A 22,958-nucleotide genomic window follows, 5' to 3' on the forward strand; every position below is an offset into this window, starting at 1 on the left:
CATAAGCAGAATCCCCATCCATAAGCAGAATTGAGAGCGCCCCCAACGAACCGTCGTTGGACGTGATAGGTGCTCGCCGCGACGCTGCCCGTATGACAGCGACGACGACCACTCCTTCCGCCGCGAGGACGACGGGGCGCATGCGCGCCCTCATCGAGGACGTGCGCGAGGCCGTCGGCAGGGGGCTGCCGCCGGACGTGACCGCGTATCTGGTCGGGGAGAAGCTGACACCGCACCTGGGCGCCGACGATCTGCTGACCGGCGCCCAGTGCGAGCCCGACCCGGAGCGCTACCGCCAGCATGTGCTGCACGCCGAGAGCGACGGCAGCTTCTCCGTCGTCGCCCTGGTGTGGCTGCCCGGTCAGGGCACCTCCGTCCACGACCACGTCTCCTGGTGCGTCACCGGCGTCCACCAGGGCGAGGAGCACGAGCGCCGCTACCGGCTGCTGCCCGCCGAGACGCCGGGCACCGGCGCCCGCCTCGTCGCCACCGAGGACGTGGTCAACCCGCTGGGCGCGGTATGCGGCTTCGCACCGCCCGGCGACATCCACCGGGTGTGGAACGGCTGCGACGACGTGGCCGTCTCCCTGCACATCTACGGTGCCGACATCTCGCGGCTGGGCAGCAGCGTCCGCCGGGTCTACGACCTTCCTGCCGACGCCTGATGGCCCTGCTGGGGGACCGCACACGGACAGCCCCTGCCGCCGCCGCAGCCCCCGCGCCCTCCCGGAAGCCGAGCCGGCTGCCCGGGCTGGCGCTCGCCGCGCTCGGCGTCGTCGCCGCGTCGACGGTGCATCTGCTCGTCCCCGCCGTCCCGATGCTGACGGCGGCGGTGGGGCTCGGGATCGCTGTGGCGCACCTACCCGGACTGCGCAGCCTGGTACGCGAGGCCGCGCGTCCCGGACTGACGCTGGCGGGCAAACGGCTGATGCGGCTCGGCATCGTGCTGCTCGGGCTGAAGCTCGCGCTGAGCGATGTGCTGGGGCTGGGGTGGGCGACGGTGGCGATGGTGGTGTGCGTGGTCGCCGCCACCTTCTTCGGCACCGTATGGCTCGGCCGCAGGCTCGGTCTGCGCGGCGACCAGCCGGTGCTCGTCGCGACCGGCTACTCGATCTGCGGAGCCTCCGCGATCGGTGCCGTCAGCGAAGTGCGGGGCAGCGACGAGGAGGACGTCGCCGCCTCTGTCGCCCTCGTCACCCTTTGCGGAACGCTGGCCATCGTTGTGCTCCCTCTGCTCCAGGCGCCGTTGGGGCTGGACGCCGGGCAGTTCGGGCGGTGGGTCGGCGCCGGGGTCCACGACGTGGGGCAGGTCGTCGCCACCGCCCAGACCGGCGGGCCGGAGGCCCTCAGTCAGGCCGTGCTGGTGAAGCTGGTGCGGGTGCTGATGCTGGCGCCGCTCGTCGCGGCGATGGTTGTCGCCGTACGTATGCGCGCGGGCGCGGCCGTCGCGGGGAGGCGTCCGCCCTTGGTGCCGCTCTTCGTGCTGGGGTTCCTCGCCATGGTCGCCCTGCGTACCACCGGGTGGGTGCCCGCCGCCGCGTTGGACTTCTCCGCGCGGGCCCAGGAAGTCCTCCTGGCTGCCGCCCTGTTCGGGCTCGGCAGCGCGGTGCATCTTCCTTCTCTGAGCCGCACCGGGGTGCGGGTCGCTGTGCTCGGAGTTTGTTCTTGGGTAGTCATTGCGGGGGTGTCGTACGCGGGCGTACTCCTCACGACGTGAGTTCCCCGTCAGCCGGTACGGCCCAGGTGGAGGACGACGATGGTTACGGTCTCGTCCGCGATCTCATAAAGCACACGGTAGAGCCCCACGTGCATCCGGCGCAGGTCCGGTGAGCCATACGCGACTGTTCCTTCAGGCCGGGGCTGATCGGCGAGCAGATCGATGGCATCCATCGCCTGACGTCATCCGTCGGGATCGTCCTTGAGGAAATCGCGCGGCCGTGTCGATGGTGGCCTCTTCCCATACGATCGCGTACGTCAACCGCGCTCCAGACCGAGCCGGGCCCGCACCTCGTCGTGCGGAACGAGTGCTGTCTCCCCAACTGCCTGCCGGACGCCGTACTGCGCCACGGCGAGCGCGTCCTCAAGGTCGGCAAGTTCCTGTGGATTGATCAGCACGGCCGCGGGCTGACCATGATCGGTGATCGTCACGCGCTCGCGGGCGTGGGAGGCGCGACGGACCAACGACCCGAAGCGGGCCCGCGCTTCGGTGATCGGCAAAGTGTCACTCATGTACGGAACGTACACTTCTCGCGGCACCGGCACCGGCACCGGCACCGGCACCGGCGGGCCCAACTTCCCGACCTTCTTCACCCCACCCAACGGGCGTGAAGCCCTCACGCATTGGTGACGGCGGCCTGGGGGCGGATCGGCATGCGGTTGACGGGGCGACCAGTGGCGGCCCGCACGGCGGCGGCGACCGCGGAGGGCGTCACGACGACCGGCGCGGAGGACGCCGCCTTCGCCCCGAACGGCGCCACCACATCCCGCTCTTCGATCAGCTTCACAACACGGATGTCCGGCGCGTCCAACGCCGTCGGCAACGCATAAGCCGTGAAGTCAGCGTGCCGGACAACGCCCTTGGCCACCCGCAGATGCTCCGTCAGAGCCGTGCCGATGCCCTGGGTGACGCCCGCCTCCAGCCGGGCCCGCAGCTGGCGGGGGTTGAGAACGGCGCCGACATCCTGGGCGAGGGCGACCTCGACCACCCGCACAGAGCCCAGCTCGATGTCGACGTCCACAACTGCACGCACCGCCGCGAAGGCGAGACCGACGAAGGCGTCGCCCTGCCCCCACTCGTCCAGCGGCTCGGTGGGATGGGGGCGGCACTGCGCGGTCGCCCACAGCTCCTTGCCCTCCAGCGCCTCGGCCACCGTCGTGGAGAGCACCCCGTCATAGGAGGTGATCTTGCCGTCGGCGATGGTCAACAGCTCGGTGGACATCCCGAACTTGGCCGCGAGCGGCTGGAGCAGCTGCGTCCGCACCATCTTCGCGGCGCGCTCCACCGCACCGCCCGAGACCCAGGTATGGCGCCCGCGCCCGCTGGCGCCGGACGGCGGCTGGTCCGTGTCGACGGAGGCGACGTGCACCTCCTCGATGCCGAGCGTCTCCTGGACGATCTGCCGGGCCAGCGTGTCGAAGCCCTGCCCTGACTCGACGGCCGCGCACATCACCGTGGCGACGGGGCCGTTGACCTTGACCGTGGCGGTGGACACCTCGTCGGTGCCCTCCGCGCCGAGCATGTGCACCATGCCGAGCGCATAGCCGACCCCCCGGCGCACCGCCGCGGGATCGCCAGCGCCCTCGGGTCCGCCGGGCAGCAGCCAGTCCTCCTCGGGCGCGTCCTTGGGCAGCGGAGGCAACGGCGCCTCGTGCACGGCGTCCAGCAGCTCGGCCACCGGCGCCGGGCAGGTGACCGTCTGGCCGGTGGGCAGCAGATCGCCGGTCGCCATCACGTTGCGCATCCGCACCTCGACCGGGTCGAGGCCGAGCCGCTCGGCGAGCTTGTCCATCTGGCCCTCGTACGCGGCACACACCTGCAGGGCGCCCTCGCCGCGTACATGTCCGGAGGGCGGGTTGTTGGTGCGTACGACCCAGCCGTCGATCACCGCGTGCGGCACCACATACGGCCCGCAGGCGAACGAGACGGCGGCGGCCAAGGCGTCCGCGGAGGTGTCGGCGTACGCGCCGCCGTCCAGCAGGATCTGCGCCTCGACCTTGACCAGCTTGCCCTCGCTGTCCGCGTGGTGGCGGTAGCGCAGCAGGGTGGGGTGGCGGTGTCCGTGACCGAGGAAGGACTCCTCGCGGTTCAGCGCGATCTTGACGGGGCAGCCGGTGCGCATCGCCAGCAGGCCCAACGGCACCTGAAGCGCCGCGTCCTCGCGGTCACCCATCGCGCCGGGCACCCCGGTGACGACGATCTTGACCTGCTCCGGGGGCAGTCCGAAGCAGGCAGCGGCCAGGTCGCGGTCGGTGTGCGGGTCGGTGGAGGCCGTGTAGATCTCCACGCCGCCGTCCGGACGCGGCACGGCCAGCGCCGCCTCCGCGCCGATGGGTGCCGGGTCCTGCCGTCCGATGCGGTAGAGCCCTTCGACCACGACGTCGCCGGTCACGTCCGGGTCGCCGTAGCGCAGCGGGATGTGGCGCAGCAGATTGCCGTCCGGGTGCAGCGGTTCGGCCTCGAACGACTTCTCCGGGTCGGTGACCGGCTCCAGCACCTCGTACTCGACGGCGATGGCTGCTGCCGCCAGACGTGCGGTGTCCGGGTGGTCCGCTGCGACGGCGGCGATCGGCTCGCCGTAGTAGCGCACCACATCGCGGGCGAACGCGGGCTGGTCGGCGATCTTGCGCCCGTGCGCGGAGTCCCCGGGTACGTCGTCGTGCGTGATGACCGCCTGGACGCCGGGCATCTTCGCGGCTTCCTCGGTGTCGATGGAGACGATGCGCGCGTGCGGGTGCGGCGAGCGGTGCACCGCCGCCCACAGCAGCCCCTCGGCCCACAGGTCCGCGGCGTAGGGGAAGGTGCCTTGCGCCTTGGCGTAGGAGTCGGTGGGCAGGACGGAGGCGCCCAGGCCGTGCGGCTCCGGCTCGCTGCGCGCGCCTGGCAGCGGGGCCGCCACAGCAGGGCCCGGCCCTCCCGTGCCGGGTCCGGCGCCGGTGTGACCGTCAGCCGTTTCCGTCATGCCGCCGCCTTTCTGTGCATGCGTGCGCTCCGGTAAGAGGGTGCCCCTGTCTGGCGTTTGCGGACTGCAGGTGTGTTGTGGCTTGTCGCGCAGTTCCCCGCGCCCCTGACGGGGCGCGCCCCCCTGCGGCGCCGGGCCTTGGTGCGGGAGCCGCGCGCATCAGGACTCGCCGCCGTTCTCGGAGTGCCGGGTCTGGTGCGGGATGTGGGCGCCATAGGTGCCGTCGTATGTGTAGTCGTAACCGCCGTCCTGCGGAGCGGCGTAGGCATCGGGTCCGTGGCCGCCCTGCTCGTAGGGCACACCGCCGTAGGCGGCGCCCTCCTCGTACCCGCCGGGCCCGTAACCGCCGCCCTGCTCGTAGCCGCCCTGCTCGTACGCACCCGGCTGCTGCGCATACGTGCCCGACTGCTGCTCGTACCCGCCGGGCTGCTGCTCGTACCCGCCGCGGCCGTAGCCGCCCTGCGGGTCGTAACCGCCCTGGCCGTAGTCGGCTTGGCCGGACGGCTGCCGGGCGGTGACCGCCTGTGCCTCCGCCTCGGCGGCCTCGCGCTCGGCCTGGGCGGCGCGCTGCTCGACGACCGTACGGACCGCGTCCAGCACCCCGCGGTAGCCGGAGCACCGGCACAGGTTGCCGCTGATCGCTTTGCGGGTCTCCAGCTCGGTGGGCGCGTGGTTGCCCTCCAGCAGGTCGTGCACGGTCATCGCGAGCCCCGGCACGCAGAACCCGCACTGCACCGATCCGGTCTCGGCGAGCGCGCACTGTACGTCGGAGGGTGTGCCGTCGGCCGACAGGCCCTCGACGGTACGTACTTCGCTTCCGGCGGCGGTGGCGGCGGGCACCAGGCAGGCGGCCACCAGCCGCCCGTCCACCTGCACCGAGCAGGCGCCGCACTCGCCCTGCGCGCAGCCGTCCTTGGCCCCGGCGAGCCCCAACCGCTCCCGGAGCACGTACAGCAGCGACTCCCCGATCCAGGCGCTGGCGACCGGGCGCTCGACGCCGTTGACCCGCAGGACGTACGAGACGTGCGGGTGCTCGTCCTCCGTGTCGACGGCTTCGGGCAGCGGCGTCGCGTCGCCGTCCGCTTCGGGGCCGGTCTCGGAGGCGGCCTCGGGACCGGCCTCCGGAGCCGCGTCGGTCCCGGGCTCCGTAACGGTGTCGGTCGCGGTGTCGGTGCTGGACCCGGTCTCGTCAGCGGCGTGCTCGGCCTGTCCGGTCTCGGCGGCTCCGCTGTCGGCGGCGGCCCCGCCCTCCGGCGCGGCGTCCGGCTGCGCGGCGGTGCCGGGGCCCGTCGACTGCGGCGCCGGCGCGGGTGCCGGGGCGGCCTCGGCCAGCGAGGTCACCTCGGAGTCCGCATGGCTCTCCGGCCCGGCGGGCGGCGCCGGCGGCTCGCCGGCGACGATCCCCGGCTCGGCCCCGGGCTGCACTTCGGGCCGCTGCGTCTCTTCGGAGGGGGCGGGAGCCTGGTCGGCGGAGGGCCCGCCGGGGAAGCCGTACGCGGGTGCCGGGCCGCCCGGTGCGCCCTCGAACGGCCACTCGGCGCTGCCCGGTTCCTGCTGGGGCAGCGGTCCGGGCCCGGCCGCGCCCGGGGTGCCGCCGGGAGCCGTACGGTCCCAGTGCGGCGCCGATGTCGGCGACGAGGGCGCCCAGGCGCGCGCGGGCTCCCCCTCCTGGCCGCCGGGCTCGGGCGCACCGGAACCGGGTGAAGCGGGTGAACCGGGAGAACCAGGCGCGGACGGTGCGGACTTCTCGTCGGTGTTCGCCGAACGGGCCACGCCGGTGCCGAGCGGACGGCGGCCGGTAGTACGCGCCTCGTGCGAGCCCGCGAGCGCGGCGGCAGCGCCCTGCCCCAGCCCACCACCGGCACCCTGACCACCCAGCGTGTCCTGCGCGACCTGGCTGTGCTCCGGCGCTCCGGCACCGGCAGCGGACCCGGGCCGGCCGTACCCCCAAAGGTGACCGTCTTGACCAGACTGACCGGTCGGTCCGTACAGTTCCGGCTGGCCGGGCCCGCCGGCACCCTGCTCGGCGTTCTCCGGAGCGAACGGCATCACCCACTGCCCGGTACCCCCACCGGCTGCCTGATCGGCACCACCGGCGGGAGGCGGCGAGACGTAGGCCGAGCCGTCGTCAGCGCCGAAGCGGGACGCTGCGGACTGGGGCGTTCCGGGCTGCGATGTTCCGGGCTGCGATGTTCCGGGCTGGGACGACGGGTCGATGGGCGGCGGGGTGTAGCCGCCCTGGCCCGTGCCGGGCGCGGCCAGCGGCGCGTCCTCCGCGAAGTCGAAGCCACCGCTGGGCAACTGGACGAAGGCGGTGGCATCCGCGTCGTACTCGCCGCCGCCCCAACTCCGGGGCACATGCTGCCCGTGCTGGGCGTAGGGGTCGCTGCCGTACTGTTCGGCGCCGCCCGCGCCGTTTCCGTACTCGTCTGTGCCCGTGTGCGCGTTCACGTGTCCGTGCGGGTCCGCACCCGCGTGCGGGCCCGCGCCCCCGTTCCGGTTTCCGTTCCCGTTGTCGTGTGGTGCCTGTGGTGTGCCGCTCATGCGAGAGCCCTCCCGAGTCCTCGGCGGGCCAGTGTCGCCACCGTACGCCGCAAGTGCAGCGCAGCGGGCGGAAGCTGGGGTACAGCGCCGGGGGTACCGTCGGGGCCCTCCTCGGGGACCGGGTCGGGGATGCACGCCATCGCGACGTACTCCCCGAAAGCGGACAGCGCCTCGGGCGCCAGCGACCGCGCGCCATCCCAGTCGATGAGCGAGGCGATCCACTGCTCGGCCTCCAGCGGGCGCAGCGGCATCGGCGCGACGGCGCCCACCGCGCAGCGCACCCCGCGCCGCATCGGATCGAGCACGACGGCGACGGAGGCCAGTGCGCGGCTCGGCCCGGTGCGGCTGGTGGCCTTGAGGAACGTCTGCGGCGCGTGCAGCAGCGGGACCTTCACATAGCCGACGACCTCGCTGGGCCGGAGCATGTCCATCCCCGCGAGCAGATGGCTGACCGGCAGCTCGCGGCGCGCCCCCTCCGGGCCCGCGATGGAGAGCGTGGCCTCCAGCGCGGCCAGCACGGGCAGCGCGTCCCCGGTGGGCGAGGCACTGACGATGTTGCCGCCGAGCGTCCCCGCGTTCCGGATCTGCGGAGGCCCCGCAGCGCGGGCTGCGGCGGCGAGCGCCGGGATGAGCGCGGCGAAGTCGGGGCGGCCCATCCGCGCGTGGGTGAGGCCGGCGCCCAGTACGGCGAACCCGTCCTGGTACGACCAGCCGCGGATCTCGCTGATCCGGCCGAGGCCGACGAGCGCGGCGGGGCGGAGCTGGCCGGAGTTGACGTCGGCCATCAGATCGGTGCCGCCGGCGACCGGTACGGCGGCCGGTACGGCGGAGAGCGCCGAGACGGCCTCGTCCAGGGTGGTCGGCAGCATGACAGCAGGGGGCACAGCCTGCGCGGCTCGTTCACCGTCTGGTGCATGCCGTACGTGCGTGCTCAACCTGCTGCCCCTTCCCCGACATACCGGGCTCCCGGCTGCACTGCCGTACGGTACGTGCTCACAGCCCGGACGAGGCAACTCTGGCATATCTCGGCCCGCGCCCGACACGAGGGCCAGGGATGGGCCCTTTCGCACCATTTGACGGCGGGCCCCGCCTGGGCCCTACGGGATGGCCGTGTTGCCCGCGCTCGGCGTCGGCATAGGCGGCACCCTCAGGAAGGTCACCGGTCAAGGGGGTGACGACTTTTGCGGGGGTGAGGCATTGCGTCGCCGCATGCGTTCCAGGAGGTCTGCGCGGCGGGTGGTCTGCGCCGCCGCTGCGCGACGATCCTTGTCCGCGATGCTCCCGCCGCGCAGGTTGCCTGCTGGGCGGCGGAGGTGGTGGGGCTTGCTCATCAGTACTTGTCCTTCCCCTTCCAGGACTTGTGGGCCGGCGCCGACGGTGGGCCGCCGTGGTCGGGGTGCCGACGGAGCAGCACCCGGCAGTCCACGGCCTGCGACTGGTCACCGGCCTCTTCGGCCTTGGCCAGCCGCACCTCCAGCGCCTGACACGTCGGGCACGCCCCAGGGGTAGTGATCATTTACTTGAGCTCCGTTTATGAGGATGTCCTGCCATGACGGCGTTGCAACTCCTGACGATCAGCGTGTGACCCATCGAGCGGGCCGTCTCCCTGTCCTGAGCCAGCAGTTCGCATACGTCGCAACCGCGCACAGGGACGGGCTCCAGCTCACGCCCCACCGGACGCGCCAACTGCGCCGCCGCTGGCTGTTCCTGGGCGTGCGTGCCCATTGCGACCCTCTCCTCTGTCACGCTGTCGCGGTTCGATCACTGGAGTGCGGCAACGACCGGCAGTGTTTGCGGTGCAGGCCGTGCCGGCCTTGCACCCCACCAGTTCACCGCGTCGGCGGACGCTGCGGGTCGTCCCCAACCGGACGTTCAGGCGGACGTTTCCGCGGACGCTGCGTGGTCATGTCGCTACGGTTAGGGGAGTGTCCGCCCACGCGAGGAGAAGTTCATGGCGGGGACAGACCCCAGCAAGCTGGTACAGCTGCGCAGGGCGGCGGGATACACGCAGGTGACTTTCGTCGCCGCGTTCGCCCGCGAGGCCGCCCGCCTGGGCATCGGCGCATCGGTCAGCGTCCGCCAACTGCGGCGATGGGAGGGCGAGACGCCCCCGCCCTTACCGCATCCGAGCCAGCAGGCTGTGTTGGAGGCCCTGTTCGGACTGCCGCTCGCCGAGATGGGCTTCGAGGTTCCCGCCCACCGAACCGCGACCGCCGAGCGGATCGGTGACGATGGAGAGGTGAAACGTCGAGCATTCGTCACCGGTACGGGGGCGATCGCCGCCGCGGCGATGCTCCCCGAGCGGCTCGGCCCTCGCATCGGTGCCAGCGAGGTGGCGGCGTTCCGCTCCCGAGTGGCCGATCTCTACACCGTGGATCACCGCTCCGGGGGTATCCCCGCCGCTGCACGAGCCAATCAGCTTGAACAACAGATCACCGGGGCACTGAGCAACAGCGTCTACACGAGCAGGGTCAGCCGTGACCTGCAAGGAATGCTGTCCGAACTACGCGCCAATCGAGCCTGGTACGGATTCGACAGCGGGCCGGTTGAGCGCGCTCGTGCTGCCGCACTGGAAGCGCTGACCACTGCCCAACTCATCGGCGACGAACTGCTGCAGCTGTCTGCTCTTGAGACGCTGATCCTCATCGACATCAAGGCGAATCGGCAGTGGGAGGCGGCATCGGCGGTCGAAACGGCTTACAGGCTTGCGAAGCAGGTCGGCGCAGGCCCGACCGTGCACCTGGTGATCGCCCTGCGTGAGGCCAACGTCACCACCCAGGGGGGTGACTCCACTGCCGCTCGCCGGGCACTCAGCCGCGCCATGTCGTTCCACAGCCGCACAGACACGGACACGGCAGTGCCTGCATGGGCGCGGTTCGCCAGTTCCGCCGAGATCGATTACGCCACGGCCGACATGTACGCACGGGCAGGGCAGCCACAACGCTCCGTCCCATTCCTCAGGTCGGCAGTCGAAGGGCTGGGCGGAGGCTACGCCCGTAATACCGCTTGGTACAGGTCCAAGCTCGCCGTCACGCTTCTCAAGCCAGGCGAGACGGAGGCTGCGTGCTCCGAAATGGCGGGAGTGCTCGATGCCTGCGGTGATGTCTCTTCCGCGCGCCTGACTCACCGCGTGCACGAGTTCCAGAAGGAGGCCGCCGCCAGCGGCGGTGCCGTCTGCCATGACATGGTCGACCGCATCCGGGAGTTCAGCCGAGGGAGCCAACGATGACCCTGTCGGAGAGCGTCACCGTCGAGCGCATGGACGGCTCCGCCGCCGCAGCTGCCGAGGAGGCGTTCACCCGCGTCTATGCCGAGGTGTTCGCCGAGGCCCCGTACGACGAGACGCCGGAGAGCGTGGCGGCGAACTTCCGGCGCTTCCGCTCACAGACCCGCAAGGCAACGTTCCGCGCTGCCCTCGCCCGCACAAGCGGCGGCGAGCCGGTCGGTATCGCTTACGGATACCCCCTCAGCCCCAGCACCGGCTGGTGGGACCGGCTGACAACGCCCGTAAGTGACGAGCTGCGCCGCGAAGACGGGCGCCGGACGTTTGGGCTGATGGAGCTCGCGGTGCGCGCGCCGTGGCGTCGCCTCGGTGTGGCTCGGCGGATGCACGACGCGGTGCTTGCCGACGCCGACGAGGAGCGCGTGCTGCTCAACGCGCGGCCGGATGTCGAGGCGGCGCAGGCTGCCTACCGGTCGTGGGGTTACCGCAAGGTGGGCGAGGCTCATCCGTGGGACGGAGCGGATCTTCATGACGTGATGGTGCTCTACCTGCGCCAGGGGGCGGCTTAGGGAAGTGGCCGCCCCGGAATCCCCGGCCGCCGCTGCCAGGGGTGTGGCCCCGAGAGGGGGCGGTAGTCGACGCCGAGCGCGTCGAGGCGGGGCAGGTGCGCCCTCTCCAGCCGCGCCGCGAAGTGCTCGTAGTCCCCGCCGGGCCCGGTCCAGGCGACCTCCGCGACGGCGGCGAGACGGGGGAAGAGCTGGTAGTCGACGCGCTGTGAACTCTCCGTGCACTCGGTCCACATGTTCGCCTGCACGCCCAGCACTCGCGCGGCGCGCCCGCCCTGCGTGAGCCGCTCGGGCACCGGGCGCATCTCGTACACGTCCCGAAGCGAGGCGACGTAGCCCAGCGGCATGGGCTCGTCGTCCCCGGCCGTCTGCCGCCGGTCGAGGTACAGCTCGTGCTCGGGGCACATCACCACATCGTGGCCCGCCTCGGCGGCGGCGACGCCGCCCTCGTACCCCCGCCAGGAGGAGACGACGGCGCCCGGCGTGAGGCCGTCGCCCGCGAGGGTGTCTCCCTCCAGGATCTCGTCCCAGCCGACCATCCGCCGCCCGCGCCCGGCGAGCCAGCGGTCGAAGTGCCGCACCATCCACGCCTGGAGGGCATCCTCGTCGCGCAGCCCTTCGCGGGCCATCCGCGCCTGCGCGACGGCGGAAGCGCGCCACTGGTCCTTGGGGGTCTCGTCGCCGCCGATGTGGATGAAGGGGGACGGAAAGACGTCCAGCACCTCTTCCAGTACGTGCTCGTAGAAGCGCAGGACCTCGTCGGTGGGCGCCAGCAGGTGCGGACTGACTCCCCAGTCGGTCCACACCCCCAGCGCGGCGGTGTCGACGACGTCCGTGTTGCCGAGTTCGGGATAGGCGGCGATGGCGGCCTGCGAGTGGCCGGGGAGTTCGATCTCGGGTACGACTGTGATGTGCTGTTCGGCGGCGTACGACACGATTTCGCGGAGATCATCCTGGGTGTAGTAGCCGCCGTGCGGGCGCTCGTCCCACAGAGGGGAGGCCCGGTGGCCGACCCGGGTGCGGTGCCGCCAGGCGCCGACTTCGGTGAGCCGCGGATAGCGGTGGATCTCCATCCGCCAGCCCTGGTCGTCGGTGAGGTGCAGATGGAGGACGTTCAGCTTGTGCGCGGCGAGCAGATCGAGGACGCGTAGCACTCCGTCCTTGGGCATGAAGTGCCGGGCCACATCGAGCAGGAGGCCGCGCCAGGCGAACCGCGGGGCGTCCTGGACGCGGGCCGGCGCGATCCCCCACTCGCCCGCGGTTCCGGCACGCCGGAACGCCGCGGGCGGCAGTGCCTGGCGCAGTGTCTGTACGCCCCAGAACACCCCCGCGGCGTCCCCGCCCTCGATCAGGGCACGCTCAGCGGTGACGTCCAGCCGGTAGGCGCCGGCGCCCAGCTCACCGTTCAGCCGAAGCTGCAGGGCGGTCCCCACTTCGCCCTCCCCATCGTGGAACGGCAGCACGGACTGGCCGCGCAGCCACCGGGCGACCCCGCGCACTTCGGGACCGGCAACGAGCGCGGTGCCGCTCCCCCATACGAAGGGCGGTCCGTCCCCCTCCCGTACCTCGCGGGCGCGCGGTACGAGCCCCGCCCAGCCGATGGCCGACATGACCGGTCCTCCTTGTGTGACGGCTTACTTCACGGCTCCGCCGAGCCCGGAGACCAGCGGCGGTGTACACAGCGGTGTACACAGACGAAAAGGGCGAGCACGGGCACCGTCATCACCGTGGAGGCGGCCCTCACCTCTCGAACGCCTCGTCCATCTTCCGCGCGGCGTCGGCGGCGGCCCCGGCCACGCCCTGCTTGCCGCTGACGATCTGCTGGAACATCCCCGGCAGGACCAGCGAGGCGTCGATCCGCCCCCACGCGGGGCTGGTGGGCACGAACTTCGTCCCGGACTCCAGCGTCGCGACGAACGGCTTGACGAACGGCTCCCGCGCGGCGGCCTGCTTCCTCGTATCGCTGAAGGTCGGCAGAAAGCCCATGGCGTCGAACAGCCGCTCCTGGGTGCGCTTGCCCGCCAGCTCCTTCATCAGCTCGACGGCGAGGCTGCGGTGCCTGCTGCTCTTGAGGACGCCGATGTTGTTGCCGCCGGCGAAGGCGGGCGCGATGCTGCCCCGCTCGACGCCGGGCAGCGGGACGATGGCGTACTTGCCCTTGACCGCGCCGTCCTCCATGGCCTGCCGGTTGAAGTCGCCGCCGATGGCCATCCCGGCCTTGCCGCCCGCGAACGCCTCCACCGTCTCGTTGCCGCCCATGGCCGCGCACTTGGCCGCGGGGCAGTTGTCGTCGCCGAAGAGAGAGGTGTACGCCCGGATGCCCTTCTTGGCGCCGACGCTGTCGAGGGTGGCCTCGAACTTCCCGTCGCGGACCTCCTTCGCCGGTTCCCCGCCGTGCGCCCAGACGAAGGGCAGCGCCCCGTAGGTGTAGGCGCCGCCGACGGCGATGCCGTACATGTCCTTGCGCTCGGCGCGGATCTTCCGTGCCGTGGCGGCCAGTTCGCCCAGGCTGCGGGGAGGCTCGAGGCCGAGGTCCTTGAAGACGTCGGTGCGGTAGTAGAGGGCGCGGACGCCGACGAAGAGGGGCGCGCCGTACTGCTTGCCCCGGACGGTGACGGACTTCCTTGCGGTCGGGTCGAGGTCCGCGGTGGCATCCCACTTGGCGAACTCGTCGCTGACGTCGGCCAGTCCGCCGTCGGCGACGTATCCGGCGGTGTCGGTGTTGCCGTACTCGATGACGTCCGGTGCCGAGTCCGGGTCGTTGAGCGCGCCCTTGATCTTCTCGGCCCGGCTGTTGACGGGGATGTACTGCACGGCGACGCGGACGCCCTTGTGCTGCTTCTCGAACCGGTCGACCACGCCTTGGACGACTTTCTCCTTGGGCTTGTTGCCGACCTCGCGGAACAGCCAGACGCGTACCGTCCCGCTCTTCTCGTCCTGGCCGGCGCCGTTACCGCCGCCGGAGGTGCTGGGGGCGCATCCGGCCACCGCGGCCGCCACCATTCCCAGCGCCACGAGAGGGGCGACGAGGCGCCGCCCGGGTGCCTGCTGCCTGCGCTGGACGGCTTTGGTCTTGACGACCTTGGCGTCCTTAACGTCCTTGATGGCCTTGATGACCCTGACGTCCTTCACGAGGAGACCCCCAAGCACGCGACGTGGCAATGGCGCGTTGCAACATACGCAACCGGCGTTTCGCGCTGCACAATCTGCGCGTGAGGCTACGAGGCAGGCACCTGCGAGGGCAATAGGTCTGTACCAGCCAACGGGAGCCCCGAATCGAGGCTCGGCTGACCAGATCGTTCCGCTAAGGGCCCCGATCGTGTCTGTCAACGACGCCTTGTCGCTGGCCAGACTGACGGACATGAACAGAGCCCTGCTTGTCATCGATGTCCAGGAGTCCTTCCGCGCCCGCCCCGACTCCTGGGCCACCATCGCCGACCCGGACATCGCCGAACCGGTCAACAGGCTGGTCCGGCTCGCCCGCGCCGCCGGGGACCGCGTCATCTGGATCCTGCACACCGAGCCCGGCTCGGGCGGCGTCTTCGATCCGGAGCAGGGTCACGTACGGCTGCTGCCCGAACTCGACCAGCCGCTCCCCGGCGAGCCCGTACTGCGCAAGACCTCACACAACGCGTTCACCACCACCAACCTCCAGCAGCTGCTGACGGAGGCGGGCGTCACCGAGCTCGTCATCAGCGGCATCCGCACCGAACAGTGCGTCGAGACCACCACTCGGATCGGCAGCGACCTCGGCTACCGCGTCGCCTTCCCCGTCGACGCCACCACCACGAACCCCGTCGGCGGCCTGAGCGCCGAAGCCGTCGTCGAACGGACGGTCGCAGTGCTCCGCGACCGCTTCGCGCGGATCACCACGGTCGCCGAACTGGAAGCGGAGCGAGAGGGAGAACTGGAGGCGGAGCGGGAGGGAGAACTGGAGGGGGAGTCGGCGAAGCTGGCACCATCCACGGCGTGACCCACGTCGTCCTCGTCCTCACCCCGGGCGTCCACCTCCTCGACCTCGCCGGCCCCGCCCAGGTCTTCAGCACCGCGGCGGGGCTCGGCCGGGCCTACCGGCTCAGCTATGTCGGCGAACGGGAACGGATCGACAGCGCGCAGGGGCTGCCGGTGCACGCACAGACCGAGTGGCCCCGGGACCTGGGCCCAGGCGACCTGCTCGTCGTACCCGGCTGGCGCTCCCCGCGCCCGACGCTGCCTCCCCCCTTCAGCCAGGAAACCCTCTCCCGCATCGCCGCACACCACGCCGCCGGCGGCACGGTCGCCAGCGTCTGCTCGGGGGCGCAGGCCCTCGGCGACGCGGGGCTGCTGGACGGCCGCCGCTGCACCACGCACCACGAGCTGCAGGACGAACTCGCGCGCCGCTTCCCGCGGGCGAAGGTCGTCCGCGATGTCCTGTTCACCACCGACGACCGGGTCATCACCTCCGCGGGCATCGCCAGCGGCATCGATCTGTCCCTGCATCTGCTGGCCGTACGCCACGGTCCGGCGCAGGCCGCACAAGTGGCCCGCAACATGGTCGTCTACGTCCGCCGGAACGGGGACGAGCCGCAGGCCAGCGCCGTACTGCGGTACCGCTCGCACCTCGACGACACCGTGCACCGGACCCAGGACCTCATCGACACCCGCTTCGCCGAACCCCTCACCCTGGACCACCTGGCCGCCACCGCGGGCGTCAGCGCCCGCACCCTGACGCGTCTCTTCACCCGCGCCACCGGCGGCCTGACCCCTCTGCGCTACCAGCAGGCCCTCCGCCTCGAACGCGCCGAGCACCTCATCGCCCACGGCGCCACCACCGAAACCGCCGCCCACGAGGTCGGCTTCACCGACCCCCGCATGCTCCGCCGCCTCCGCTCCCGCGCCCTACCCTGACCCGGTGACCATACGGAGCTACCGCTACGTGGGCCCCGCCGATCTCGCAGCCCACGCCGACGCCGCGACGATGGGCCACGCCATCCACACCGCCCCCGACTTCGCCGCTTGGGCCGCCCACCGCACAACAGCAGAGCTTGCCGAACCCTTCACCTTCGTCGTCGACTTGACCGGCCTGCTCCGCCTGGCGCCCCGCCGCACCGAACACGTCACCTGCGCGGGCGGCGCGCGGGTCCTCGCCGCCGGCGAGATCGCCTTCGCGCACGCCGCCGCCTCCCCCTCCGGCTGGCGGGTCACCGAGGCGACCAACCACTCCACCGGCTACTGCCCCGAACCCACCTGCTGGCCCGCGGTCTCCCGATCCCTCCACCGCGCAGCCCTCCCCCACCCCGCCTCCTTCACCCACGCCCTCACCTTCCGCCGCTGCGAGCACTGCCACCAGCCCAACATCGTCCGCGAGGACGACTGGTACTGCGCCTTCTGCGACACCGAGCTCCCGCGCCGCTGGAACGTGGACCCGAGCGCATAGCTCGTCATGAGGGCTCGTCATGAGGGCTCGATACGGCTTGCGTTCGTACGGTCGCGTACAGGTACGGTGTTCGATCGAAATGGGGCGGGGATCGAGGGGGACAGCGGAATGGGTGACAACGGCGGGCCGGTGCTGCCCGGCGACAAGCTCTCGGATGAGCTGGCGTACAAGGGGCAGTTGCAGGTCCCGAAGGAGACGGTCACCCAGCTGACCAAGGGCATCAGGGGCGCTCTGGATGAGCTGCGTGAGGTCGGCACGGATGTGGATGCCGCGCAGGGCAGCGGTTTCGAGGAGATGTCGCTGTCCAAGATGGAGGTCGGTGACGAGGCGCTGTCCCAGTCGTTCGAGGGGTTCTGCGAGCAGTGGGAGTGGGGCGTACGGGGTCTGATGGCGGACGCGGATGCCATCGCGGAGGGGCTGGATCTGGCGGCGGGCATGTCCTGGGAGGAGGACCGCTACCGGGCCGTGACGCTCAAGGGCAGCATCAACGCCCTCAACCCCATGGGTAATCCGTACGCCTCCGAGGACGGCCTGGACAAGGCCGGGTTCCTGGACATGACCACCGGCCAGATGGACGGAAAACCCGGCGGCCAGGGCAAGGGGGAGCCCGGCTGATGGGTCTCGGAGATCTCGTCAACGCGGGGACCGACGCGGCAAAGGACGCCTACCACGACTTCACCCCCGATCCGGTCGAGGACAAGATCGAGGGCGTCGTCGAGAAGGGCGGCGAAGTCGTCGGCAAGGGCTCCAACCTCCTCGCCGACCAGCTGGATGAGATGGGCTGGAAGCCGGGCGCGAAGTTCGTCCGGGACGCGGGGGACGCGGTCACCAACAAGACCGGCGGGAATGTCCAGGAGCGGGAGCTGGGCGAGACGGAGGAGGCGAACAAGCTCATCCACGGCTCGCCGTCCAAGCTGGAGTCGGCGGCCGATCATCTGCGGGACTTCCGCAGGGCGTTCAACCGGGTGGGCCGGGGCCTGAAGGGCCTGGATTCACACCACTTGAGGGGGGAGGCGGCTGACGCCTTCCGCCGGACGGTGGAGGTGCAGCCGGGCCGGTGGTTCAAGGCGGCCGACGCGTGCGAGAAGGCCAAGGGTGCGCTGAACGACTTCGCCCGCACCGTGCGCTGGGCCCAGGGCGAGGCCCGGGAGTCCATCAAGCTCTACAACGAGGGCAAGACCGCTTCCGCGCAGCACAAGTCGAAGGTCTCGTTCTACGAGGACGCGCTCAAGGCGTACAAGGAGACGCCGAAGAAGGACCGCGTGGCCGGCTCGCTCCCCGACAAGCCCCCGGCCAAGGACCCGGGCGAGGCCAAGATGGACGAGGCCCGCGAGAAGCTGAGGGAGGCCCGCCGCCAGCGGGACGAGGCGGCGCGGGCTGCCAACACGCTGATGGAGGCGGCCCGCGACGCCGCCCCGCCCAAGCCCTCGACCCTCGCCCAGACACGCAGCGGCTTCAAGGGCGGGCTGCTGGCGATGGAACACCGGGCCGGTGGCCTCCTCAACACGGGCGCCGCTGCCAACAACTTCGCCAAGGGCATGAGCCCGATCAACGGCCACAACTTCCTCAACCCCGACGACTACCAGACCAACCTCAACAGCACGGCCGCCGGGACCAAGACCCTGGCCACCCACCCGGACGCCGCCCTCAAGCAGGCGTACAGAAGCTTCCTGAACGACCCGGACCAGTTCTTTGGCGGCATGGCACTCGACGCCGTCACCGGAGGCGGCGGAAAAGCCGCGGGCGTGGTGACGAAGGGCACCCGCCTTGCCCGGGCGGGCGAGCACGCCGCGGAGCGTCCGGGACGCAAGTCGCTCAGCCAGGAACCGCACAACTCCAACCGACAGAACGGCGACCGCACCTGCGGTGAGGACCCCGTCGACTTCGCCACCGGCCGCATGCTGCTGCCGCAGACCGATCTGGCACTGCCCGGTGTGCTGCCGCTGGTCTTCCGGCGTCAGTTCGAGTCCTCCTACCGCGCCGGCCGCTGGTTCGGCCCCACCTGGTCGAGCACCGTCGACCAGCGCCTGGAGGTCGATGCCGAGGGCGTCGTCCTCCACGGGGAGAGCAGCCTGCTGGTGGCCTACCCGCACCCGGAGCCCGGCGGCGAGCCGGTACTGCCCGAGAAGGGCCCGCGCTGGCCGCTGCAGCTACACGCGGACGGCGACTACGTACTGACCGACCCCGACACCGGCTGGACCAGCCACTACGCGCCCCCGACCGATCCCCCCGGCCGCGCAGGCACCGCCCTGCTCGCGGAGATATCCGACCGGAACGGCAACCGCGTCACCTTCGAGTACGCCGAAGACGGCACCCCGCTCGCCCTCGTCCACTCCGGCGGCTACCACATACGCGTCGAGACAGACGCCGAGCTGGGCCGCGTCACCGCGCTTCAGCTCGCCGGAGCCGCACGGGACGGCGGCGACCAGGAGATCGTCCGCTTCGGCTACGACGAGCACGGCCACCTCGCCAACGTCACCGGCTCGACCGGTGACTCTTTGCGCTTCGGCTACGACGACGCGGGCCGCATCGTCTCCTGGACCGACACCAACGACTCCCGCTACGAGTACGCGTACGACGAACGCGACCGCTGCGTGTGGCAGTCCGGCATCGAAGGCCACATGCACGCGACCTTCGACTACAGCCCTGCCGACCCGGAAACAGGCCGCCGCGTCACCAAAGTCACCAACTCCCTCGGCCACACCACCTACTACCTGGTCAACACCCGCAACCAGGTCCTAGCCATCACCGACCCCACCGGCGCCACCACGCACACCGAACGCGACGCCCACCACCGCGTGCTCTCCCACACCGACGCCCTCGGCCGCACCACCCGACTGGAGCGGGACGACGCAGGCCGCGTCGTCACCGTCCTGCACCCCGACGGCAGCACGCGGGCCGTCTCCTACGACACACTGGGACTGCCGGTCGAGATCACCGAGCCCGACGGTTCGGTGTGGCGGCACGAGTACGACGAGCGCGGCAACCGCACCGTCTCCACCGATCCCGCCGGCGCGACGACCCGTTATACGTACGACCAGGCGGGCCGTCTCACATCGGTGACCAACGCGCTGGGTGACGAGACGCGGGTGCGCTGCGACCCGGCAGGCTTGCCCAGCGAGATCACCGACCCGGCCGGTGCCGTGACGACGTACCGCCGCGACGCCTTCGGCCGCCCCACAGCCGTCATCAACCCACTCGGCGACACCACCCACCTGGCCTGGACGGTCGAAGGTCACCTCGCCCGCCGCACCGCACCCGACGGCGCCACCGAGCGCTGGGAGTGGGACGGCGAGGGCAACTGCACCCGCCACATCGACGCGGCAGGCGGCGAGACCACCTACGAATACACCCACTTCGACCTGCTCACCGCCCGCACCGGCCCCGACGGCGTCCGCTACACCTTCACCCACGACACCCGCCTGCGGCTGCGCGAGGTGGAGAACCCCCAGGGCCTGAGCTGGACGTACGACTACGACGGCGCCGACCGCCTCGTCGCGGAGACCGACTTCGATGGCCGCACCCAGCGCTACACCCTCGACGCCGCAGGCCAGTTGACCACCCGCACCACCCCGCTCGGCGACACGATCACCTACGAACGCGACCTGCTCGGCCGGATGACGGCCAAGGACGCCGCCGGCACGGTGACCACGTACGCATACGACCCGGCAGGCCGCCTGACCGAGGCCCGGAACCCTGACGCGGAACTGCTGCGCCAGTACGACCGGGCGGGCCGGTTGAAGACGGAGGTCGTCAACGGCCGTGCGCTCACGTTCACGTACGACGCGCTGGGCCGCCCACTGCGCCGCACCACACCCACCGGCTCGCTGACCCACTACGGATACGACGCGGCGGGCAACCGGACAACGTTGACGGCTGACGGCCACACACTCTCCTCCACGTACGACGCCGCAGGCCGCGAGCAGCAACGGCAGATCGACGCCACCGCCTCCCTCTCCTGGACATGGGACCCCGCAGGCCGCCTCACCGGCCAAGCGCTCACTGGGGCGGCGGCAGACTCCGCCTGGCACCGCTCCTACACATACCGACCGGACGGTCATCTGATCGCGGTGGACGACTCCCGCGAGGGCACCAGCCGCTTCGCCCTCGACACGGCGGGCCGCGTCACGCGGGTCAACGCGCGCGACTGGACCGAGACCTACGCCTACGACGAGGCGGGCAACCAGACCACCGCCGACTGGCCCGCGGCCCACGCGAGCCCCGAGGCCCGCGGCCCCCGCACCTACACCGGCACCCGCATCCGCACGGCGGGCCGCCTGCGCTACGAACACGACGCGGCCGGCCGCGTCGTGAGCCGCCAGAAGAAGAACCTCTCCCGGCGACCGGACACCTGGCACTACGCGTGGGACGCGGAAGACCGTCTGACACGGGTCACCACCCCGGACGGCGCGGAATGGCATTACGCGTACGACCCGTTGGGCCGCCGCATATCAAAAAGGTCGGACTCCGAGCGGGTGGACTTCACCTGGGACGGCCCCACCCTCATAGAACAAACCACAACAGGCGAGTCCCCCCACCCGGTAACCCTCACCTGGAACCACCAGGGCCTCCACCCCATCTCCCAGACGGAACGCATCACCGACGAGACCACCCAACGAGACATAGACACCCGCTTCTTCGCCATCGTCACCGACCTCATCGGCACCCCCACCGCCCTCATCACCGAATCCGGCTCCACGGCCTGGCACACCCAACAAACCCTCTGGGGCACCACCACCTGGAACACCGACGCCACCACCTACACCCCCCTCCGCTTCCCCGGCCAATACTTCGACCCCGAAACCACCCTCCACTACAACTACTTCCGCCACTACGACCCAGAGACGGCCCGCTACCTGTCCCCGGACCCGCTGGGACTGACGCCGGCACCGAACCCGGTGGCGTATGTGGGTAATCCACTTTCCGGGAGAGATCCGCTTGGGTTGGCCCCGGAGCACTGTCCGAACGGAGGGTCTTGGGATCCTGCGGAGGAGCCGTTTCTCTACAGAGGCGTGAGTTATGCGACTGAGCAGGATCCAGACTGGCGCAAGATGTATGAAAACGCGCTTCAGGGCAGAGCAGAGCCACGTGGCGGACACGAAGACGTCCAGAGACACGCGGGAGGAGACGGTCAGACCGACAGCGTCTTCACCTCTTGGACAACCGACTACGAGGACATGGCACTTGAGTGCAGCCGAATGGGCAACGGCCCCGGCGTCGTGCTCCGGATCCCGAACGCGGACGGCGCTAAGTACTTCCGCGTCCCCGGAGTTTCGTACCCGTACCCGGAGGGTGAGGTCACCCTCCGGGGGACAGTTGAAGGGGCTGAGATAAGCATAAATGGCGGACCATGGCACCGACCCGGCTGAAAGGCCCTAAAGGTGAGACCATTCCCCCATGAGTTCGACTGCGGAATCAAGATCTGACAGCGCCTCGTATTTGATCCCCCGCCTGGAATTAGACACCACCCAACGCCCCTCGCCGACCGCAGGATTCAGGCCGTACAGAACGGTACGGAAGTCGCTGTCCGCGGCCACTGCCAACGGAGCAGCGGCGCGAAGTTCATCTGCAACACCAGGATACGAAAGAAAGCGTCGATCCAACTCCTGCCGAGCATCTTCATCCGGCACGATTCCCCAAGCTTCTGCGCCGCGCCGAGCACGCCCCGAAAGAGCGAGAAAGAATTCCAAGGGTTCAACCACTGAACCGTCGCGAACGAACCGGAGGCCGCACCTCTCCACAAATCCGCACAGAAATTCGATGAGGTCAATTTCCGGTGGCGACGGCAGCGAATCCAGCCAGGCATCTCCCGGCGTTTTGAACAAAGCCGCCTCCTGGCTCCCGGCAATTCGCCTAGCCTGATGATACTTCCAGCCGGCGATCGCCCAGTCATGGGAGACTCCCCACTCATTCAACTCGACACCCCGACGCGCATAGTCGCGAAGGCACTGGAGATCTTGAGTGCGACCAAATGAAGTCAGCGCGAACACATGCCCCAAGGCAGCCCGCCCTTCCTGACCACCCCAAAGCAGGTGCTTCAGCAGTCCCCCGAACCAGTCGCGCGAACTCATCGCAATCATCCATGAGGCCGTGATCTTCGCCCGCCAATCAGCAGCCAAGAGGCGCGTCAGACCCTCATCTTCAATCTCCTGGGAGGTTTTCCGAAAACTTCCCCCGAATTCCAGCAGATCTGCATCCGCCAAATGCCGAAGGTTCCACCCCTGAAATTTCAAGTAGGGGCGCCCGGGCATGACATAACGCCGAGTCAGTGCGAGCAATTCAATGTCATCATTCGGCATCATCATGGAGAAATTATGCCACGTAGATGGCAACAACTTCATCCTTGCTCTTTCGGAGATGGCACCTGTGAACACATGCCGATTGCCACGCTCGCGAGTCCGGCACAACGGAACTTTCCGCTCGTCGCCAGGGTACGAAGCGGCGACTAGAGACGTAGGTGGAGCCCCAAAGGGACGTCTGTCATCCGAGGGCGCAACCGGGTCCCTCTCCCTCCGGGCCCAAAGCTATCC

Annotated in this window: 17 protein-coding genes and 1 pseudogene; 9 read left to right on the plus strand and 9 right to left on the minus strand. The window is 70.5% G+C overall.

Going from position 1 to position 22,958, the window contains the following annotated elements; translation table 11 throughout:
- The first annotated feature begins 92 nt into the window (after window positions 1-92).
- Both ACTWQF_RS16100 and ACTWQF_RS16105 read left to right on the plus strand, forming a co-directional pair.
- Window positions 93-665 carry a cysteine dioxygenase gene (locus ACTWQF_RS16100; protein WP_443280066.1) on the plus strand — a complete coding sequence of 191 codons (573 nt, stop codon included), beginning with the start codon at window positions 93-95 and terminating at the stop codon, window positions 663-665.
- A complete protein-coding gene (locus ACTWQF_RS16105; RefSeq protein ID WP_443280067.1) occupies window positions 665-1,717 on the plus strand; it encodes a YeiH family protein in 1,053 nt (350 codons plus the stop codon). The genes ACTWQF_RS16100 and ACTWQF_RS16105 overlap by 1 nt, the downstream gene beginning before the upstream one ends.
- Window positions 1,718-1,725: 8 nt before the next feature.
- Here the strand turns inward: ACTWQF_RS16105 and ACTWQF_RS16110 are convergent.
- The 6 genes and pseudogenes from ACTWQF_RS16110 to ACTWQF_RS16135 all read right to left on the minus strand — a co-directional run bounded on the left by ACTWQF_RS16110 (window position 1,726) and on the right by ACTWQF_RS16135 (window position 8,739).
- Window positions 1,726-1,978 (minus strand): annotated as a pseudogene (locus ACTWQF_RS16110) (type II toxin-antitoxin system RelE family toxin).
- Window positions 1,975-2,229, minus strand: coding sequence for a type II toxin-antitoxin system Phd/YefM family antitoxin (locus tag ACTWQF_RS16115; RefSeq protein ID WP_443280068.1), 255 nt, complete (start codon window positions 2,227-2,229; stop codon window positions 1,975-1,977). The pseudogene ACTWQF_RS16110 and the gene ACTWQF_RS16115 overlap by 4 nt, the downstream one beginning before the upstream one ends.
- A 104-nt stretch (window positions 2,230-2,333) precedes the next feature.
- On the minus strand, window positions 2,334-4,679 hold the full coding sequence (locus ACTWQF_RS16120) for a xanthine dehydrogenase family protein molybdopterin-binding subunit (protein WP_443280069.1): 2,346 nt from the start codon (window positions 4,677-4,679) through the stop codon (window positions 2,334-2,336).
- 159 nt (window positions 4,680-4,838) lie between these two features.
- On the minus strand, window positions 4,839-7,223 hold the full coding sequence (locus ACTWQF_RS16125; protein ID WP_443280070.1) for a 2Fe-2S iron-sulfur cluster-binding protein: 2,385 nt from the start codon (window positions 7,221-7,223) through the stop codon (window positions 4,839-4,841).
- Window positions 7,220-8,092 (minus strand): FAD binding domain-containing protein, encoded by an 873-nt coding sequence (locus ACTWQF_RS16130; protein ID WP_443280071.1) that lies wholly within the window; start codon window positions 8,090-8,092, stop codon window positions 7,220-7,222. The genes ACTWQF_RS16125 and ACTWQF_RS16130 overlap by 4 nt, the downstream gene beginning before the upstream one ends.
- Window positions 8,093-8,553: 461 nt before the next feature.
- Complete coding sequence (locus tag ACTWQF_RS16135; RefSeq protein ID WP_443280072.1) at window positions 8,554-8,739, minus strand: hypothetical protein; 186 nt, start codon at window positions 8,737-8,739, stop codon at window positions 8,554-8,556.
- A 435-nt stretch (window positions 8,740-9,174) separates the two neighbouring features.
- On the opposite strand from ACTWQF_RS16135, the gene ACTWQF_RS16140 reads away from it, so the two are divergent.
- Both ACTWQF_RS16140 and ACTWQF_RS16145 read left to right on the plus strand, forming a co-directional pair.
- Complete coding sequence (locus ACTWQF_RS16140) at window positions 9,175-10,452, plus strand: hypothetical protein (protein ID WP_443280073.1); 1,278 nt, start codon at window positions 9,175-9,177, stop codon at window positions 10,450-10,452.
- A complete protein-coding gene (locus tag ACTWQF_RS16145) occupies window positions 10,449-11,015 on the plus strand; it encodes a GNAT family N-acetyltransferase (RefSeq protein ID WP_443280074.1) in 567 nt (188 codons plus the stop codon). Before ACTWQF_RS16140 ends, ACTWQF_RS16145 begins: the two co-directional genes overlap by 4 nt.
- Here ACTWQF_RS16145 and ACTWQF_RS16150 read toward each other — a convergent pair.
- Both ACTWQF_RS16150 and ACTWQF_RS16155 read right to left on the minus strand, forming a co-directional pair.
- A complete protein-coding gene (locus tag ACTWQF_RS16150; RefSeq protein WP_443280075.1) occupies window positions 11,012-12,622 on the minus strand; it encodes a beta-N-acetylhexosaminidase in 1,611 nt (536 codons plus the stop codon). The two genes, ACTWQF_RS16145 and ACTWQF_RS16150, sit on opposite strands and share 4 nt — an antisense overlap.
- A gap of 130 nt (window positions 12,623-12,752) precedes the next feature.
- Complete coding sequence (locus tag ACTWQF_RS16155) at window positions 12,753-14,015, minus strand: extracellular solute-binding protein (protein ID WP_443280171.1); 1,263 nt, start codon at window positions 14,013-14,015, stop codon at window positions 12,753-12,755.
- Between the two features lie 358 nt (window positions 14,016-14,373).
- Between ACTWQF_RS16155 and ACTWQF_RS16160 the strand changes: the two genes are divergently transcribed.
- The 5 genes from ACTWQF_RS16160 (at window position 14,374) to ACTWQF_RS16180 (ending at window position 21,797) form a co-directional block, all read left to right on the plus strand.
- Window positions 14,374-14,985 (plus strand): cysteine hydrolase family protein, encoded by a 612-nt coding sequence (locus ACTWQF_RS16160; protein WP_443280076.1) that lies wholly within the window; start codon window positions 14,374-14,376, stop codon window positions 14,983-14,985.
- On the plus strand, window positions 14,982-15,899 hold the full coding sequence (locus tag ACTWQF_RS16165) for a GlxA family transcriptional regulator (RefSeq protein ID WP_443280077.1): 918 nt from the start codon (window positions 14,982-14,984) through the stop codon (window positions 15,897-15,899). The genes ACTWQF_RS16160 and ACTWQF_RS16165 overlap by 4 nt, the downstream gene beginning before the upstream one ends.
- Window positions 15,900-15,903: 4 nt before the next feature.
- Complete coding sequence (locus ACTWQF_RS16170) at window positions 15,904-16,428, plus strand: hypothetical protein (protein WP_443280078.1); 525 nt, start codon at window positions 15,904-15,906, stop codon at window positions 16,426-16,428.
- Between the two features lie 108 nt (window positions 16,429-16,536).
- Window positions 16,537-17,043 (plus strand): hypothetical protein, encoded by a 507-nt coding sequence (locus ACTWQF_RS16175; RefSeq protein WP_443280079.1) that lies wholly within the window; start codon window positions 16,537-16,539, stop codon window positions 17,041-17,043.
- Window positions 17,043-21,797, plus strand: coding sequence for a putative T7SS-secreted protein (locus ACTWQF_RS16180; protein ID WP_443280080.1), 4,755 nt, complete (start codon window positions 17,043-17,045; stop codon window positions 21,795-21,797). Before ACTWQF_RS16175 ends, ACTWQF_RS16180 begins: the two co-directional genes overlap by 1 nt.
- Window positions 21,798-21,803: 6 nt before the next feature.
- Here the strand turns inward: ACTWQF_RS16180 and ACTWQF_RS16185 are convergent, their stop codons facing one another.
- On the minus strand, window positions 21,804-22,733 hold the full coding sequence (locus ACTWQF_RS16185; RefSeq protein WP_443280081.1) for a DUF6000 family protein: 930 nt from the start codon (window positions 22,731-22,733) through the stop codon (window positions 21,804-21,806).
- Between the last annotated feature and the right edge of the window lie 225 nt (window positions 22,734-22,958).

Origin of the sequence: Streptomyces sp. 8N114, assembly GCF_052245835.1 — a bacterium.
GTDB lineage: Bacteria > Actinomycetota > Actinomycetes > Streptomycetales > Streptomycetaceae > Streptomyces.

Bases quoted from the DNA above. Each gene is read 5' to 3' on its own strand.
- ACTWQF_RS16100 (WP_443280066.1), top strand. From the start codon at position 93: ATGACAGCGACGACGACCACTCCTTCCGCCGCGAGGACGACGGGGCGC.
- ACTWQF_RS16105 (WP_443280067.1), top strand. From the start codon at position 665: ATGGCCCTGCTGGGGGACCGCACACGGACAGCCCCTGCCGCCGCCGCA.
- ACTWQF_RS16115 (WP_443280068.1), bottom strand. From the start codon at position 2,229: ATGAGTGACACTTTGCCGATCACCGAAGCGCGGGCCCGCTTCGGGTCG.
- ACTWQF_RS16120 (WP_443280069.1), bottom strand. From the start codon at position 4,679: ATGACGGAAACGGCTGACGGTCACACCGGCGCCGGACCCGGCACGGGA.
- ACTWQF_RS16125 (WP_443280070.1), bottom strand. From the start codon at position 7,223: ATGAGCGGCACACCACAGGCACCACACGACAACGGGAACGGAAACCGG.
- ACTWQF_RS16130 (WP_443280071.1), bottom strand. From the start codon at position 8,092: ATGCTGCCGACCACCCTGGACGAGGCCGTCTCGGCGCTCTCCGCCGTA.
- ACTWQF_RS16135 (WP_443280072.1), bottom strand. From the start codon at position 8,739: ATGATCACTACCCCTGGGGCGTGCCCGACGTGTCAGGCGCTGGAGGTG.
- ACTWQF_RS16140 (WP_443280073.1), top strand. From the start codon at position 9,175: ATGGCGGGGACAGACCCCAGCAAGCTGGTACAGCTGCGCAGGGCGGCG.
- ACTWQF_RS16145 (WP_443280074.1), top strand. From the start codon at position 10,449: ATGACCCTGTCGGAGAGCGTCACCGTCGAGCGCATGGACGGCTCCGCC.
- ACTWQF_RS16150 (WP_443280075.1), bottom strand. From the start codon at position 12,622: ATGTCGGCCATCGGCTGGGCGGGGCTCGTACCGCGCGCCCGCGAGGTA.
- ACTWQF_RS16155 (WP_443280171.1), bottom strand. From the start codon at position 14,015: ATGGTGGCGGCCGCGGTGGCCGGATGCGCCCCCAGCACCTCCGGCGGC.
- ACTWQF_RS16160 (WP_443280076.1), top strand. From the start codon at position 14,374: ATGAACAGAGCCCTGCTTGTCATCGATGTCCAGGAGTCCTTCCGCGCC.
- ACTWQF_RS16175 (WP_443280079.1), top strand. From the start codon at position 16,537: ATGGGTGACAACGGCGGGCCGGTGCTGCCCGGCGACAAGCTCTCGGAT.
- ACTWQF_RS16180 (WP_443280080.1), top strand. From the start codon at position 17,043: ATGGGTCTCGGAGATCTCGTCAACGCGGGGACCGACGCGGCAAAGGAC.
- ACTWQF_RS16185 (WP_443280081.1), bottom strand. From the start codon at position 22,733: ATGATGATGCCGAATGATGACATTGAATTGCTCGCACTGACTCGGCGT.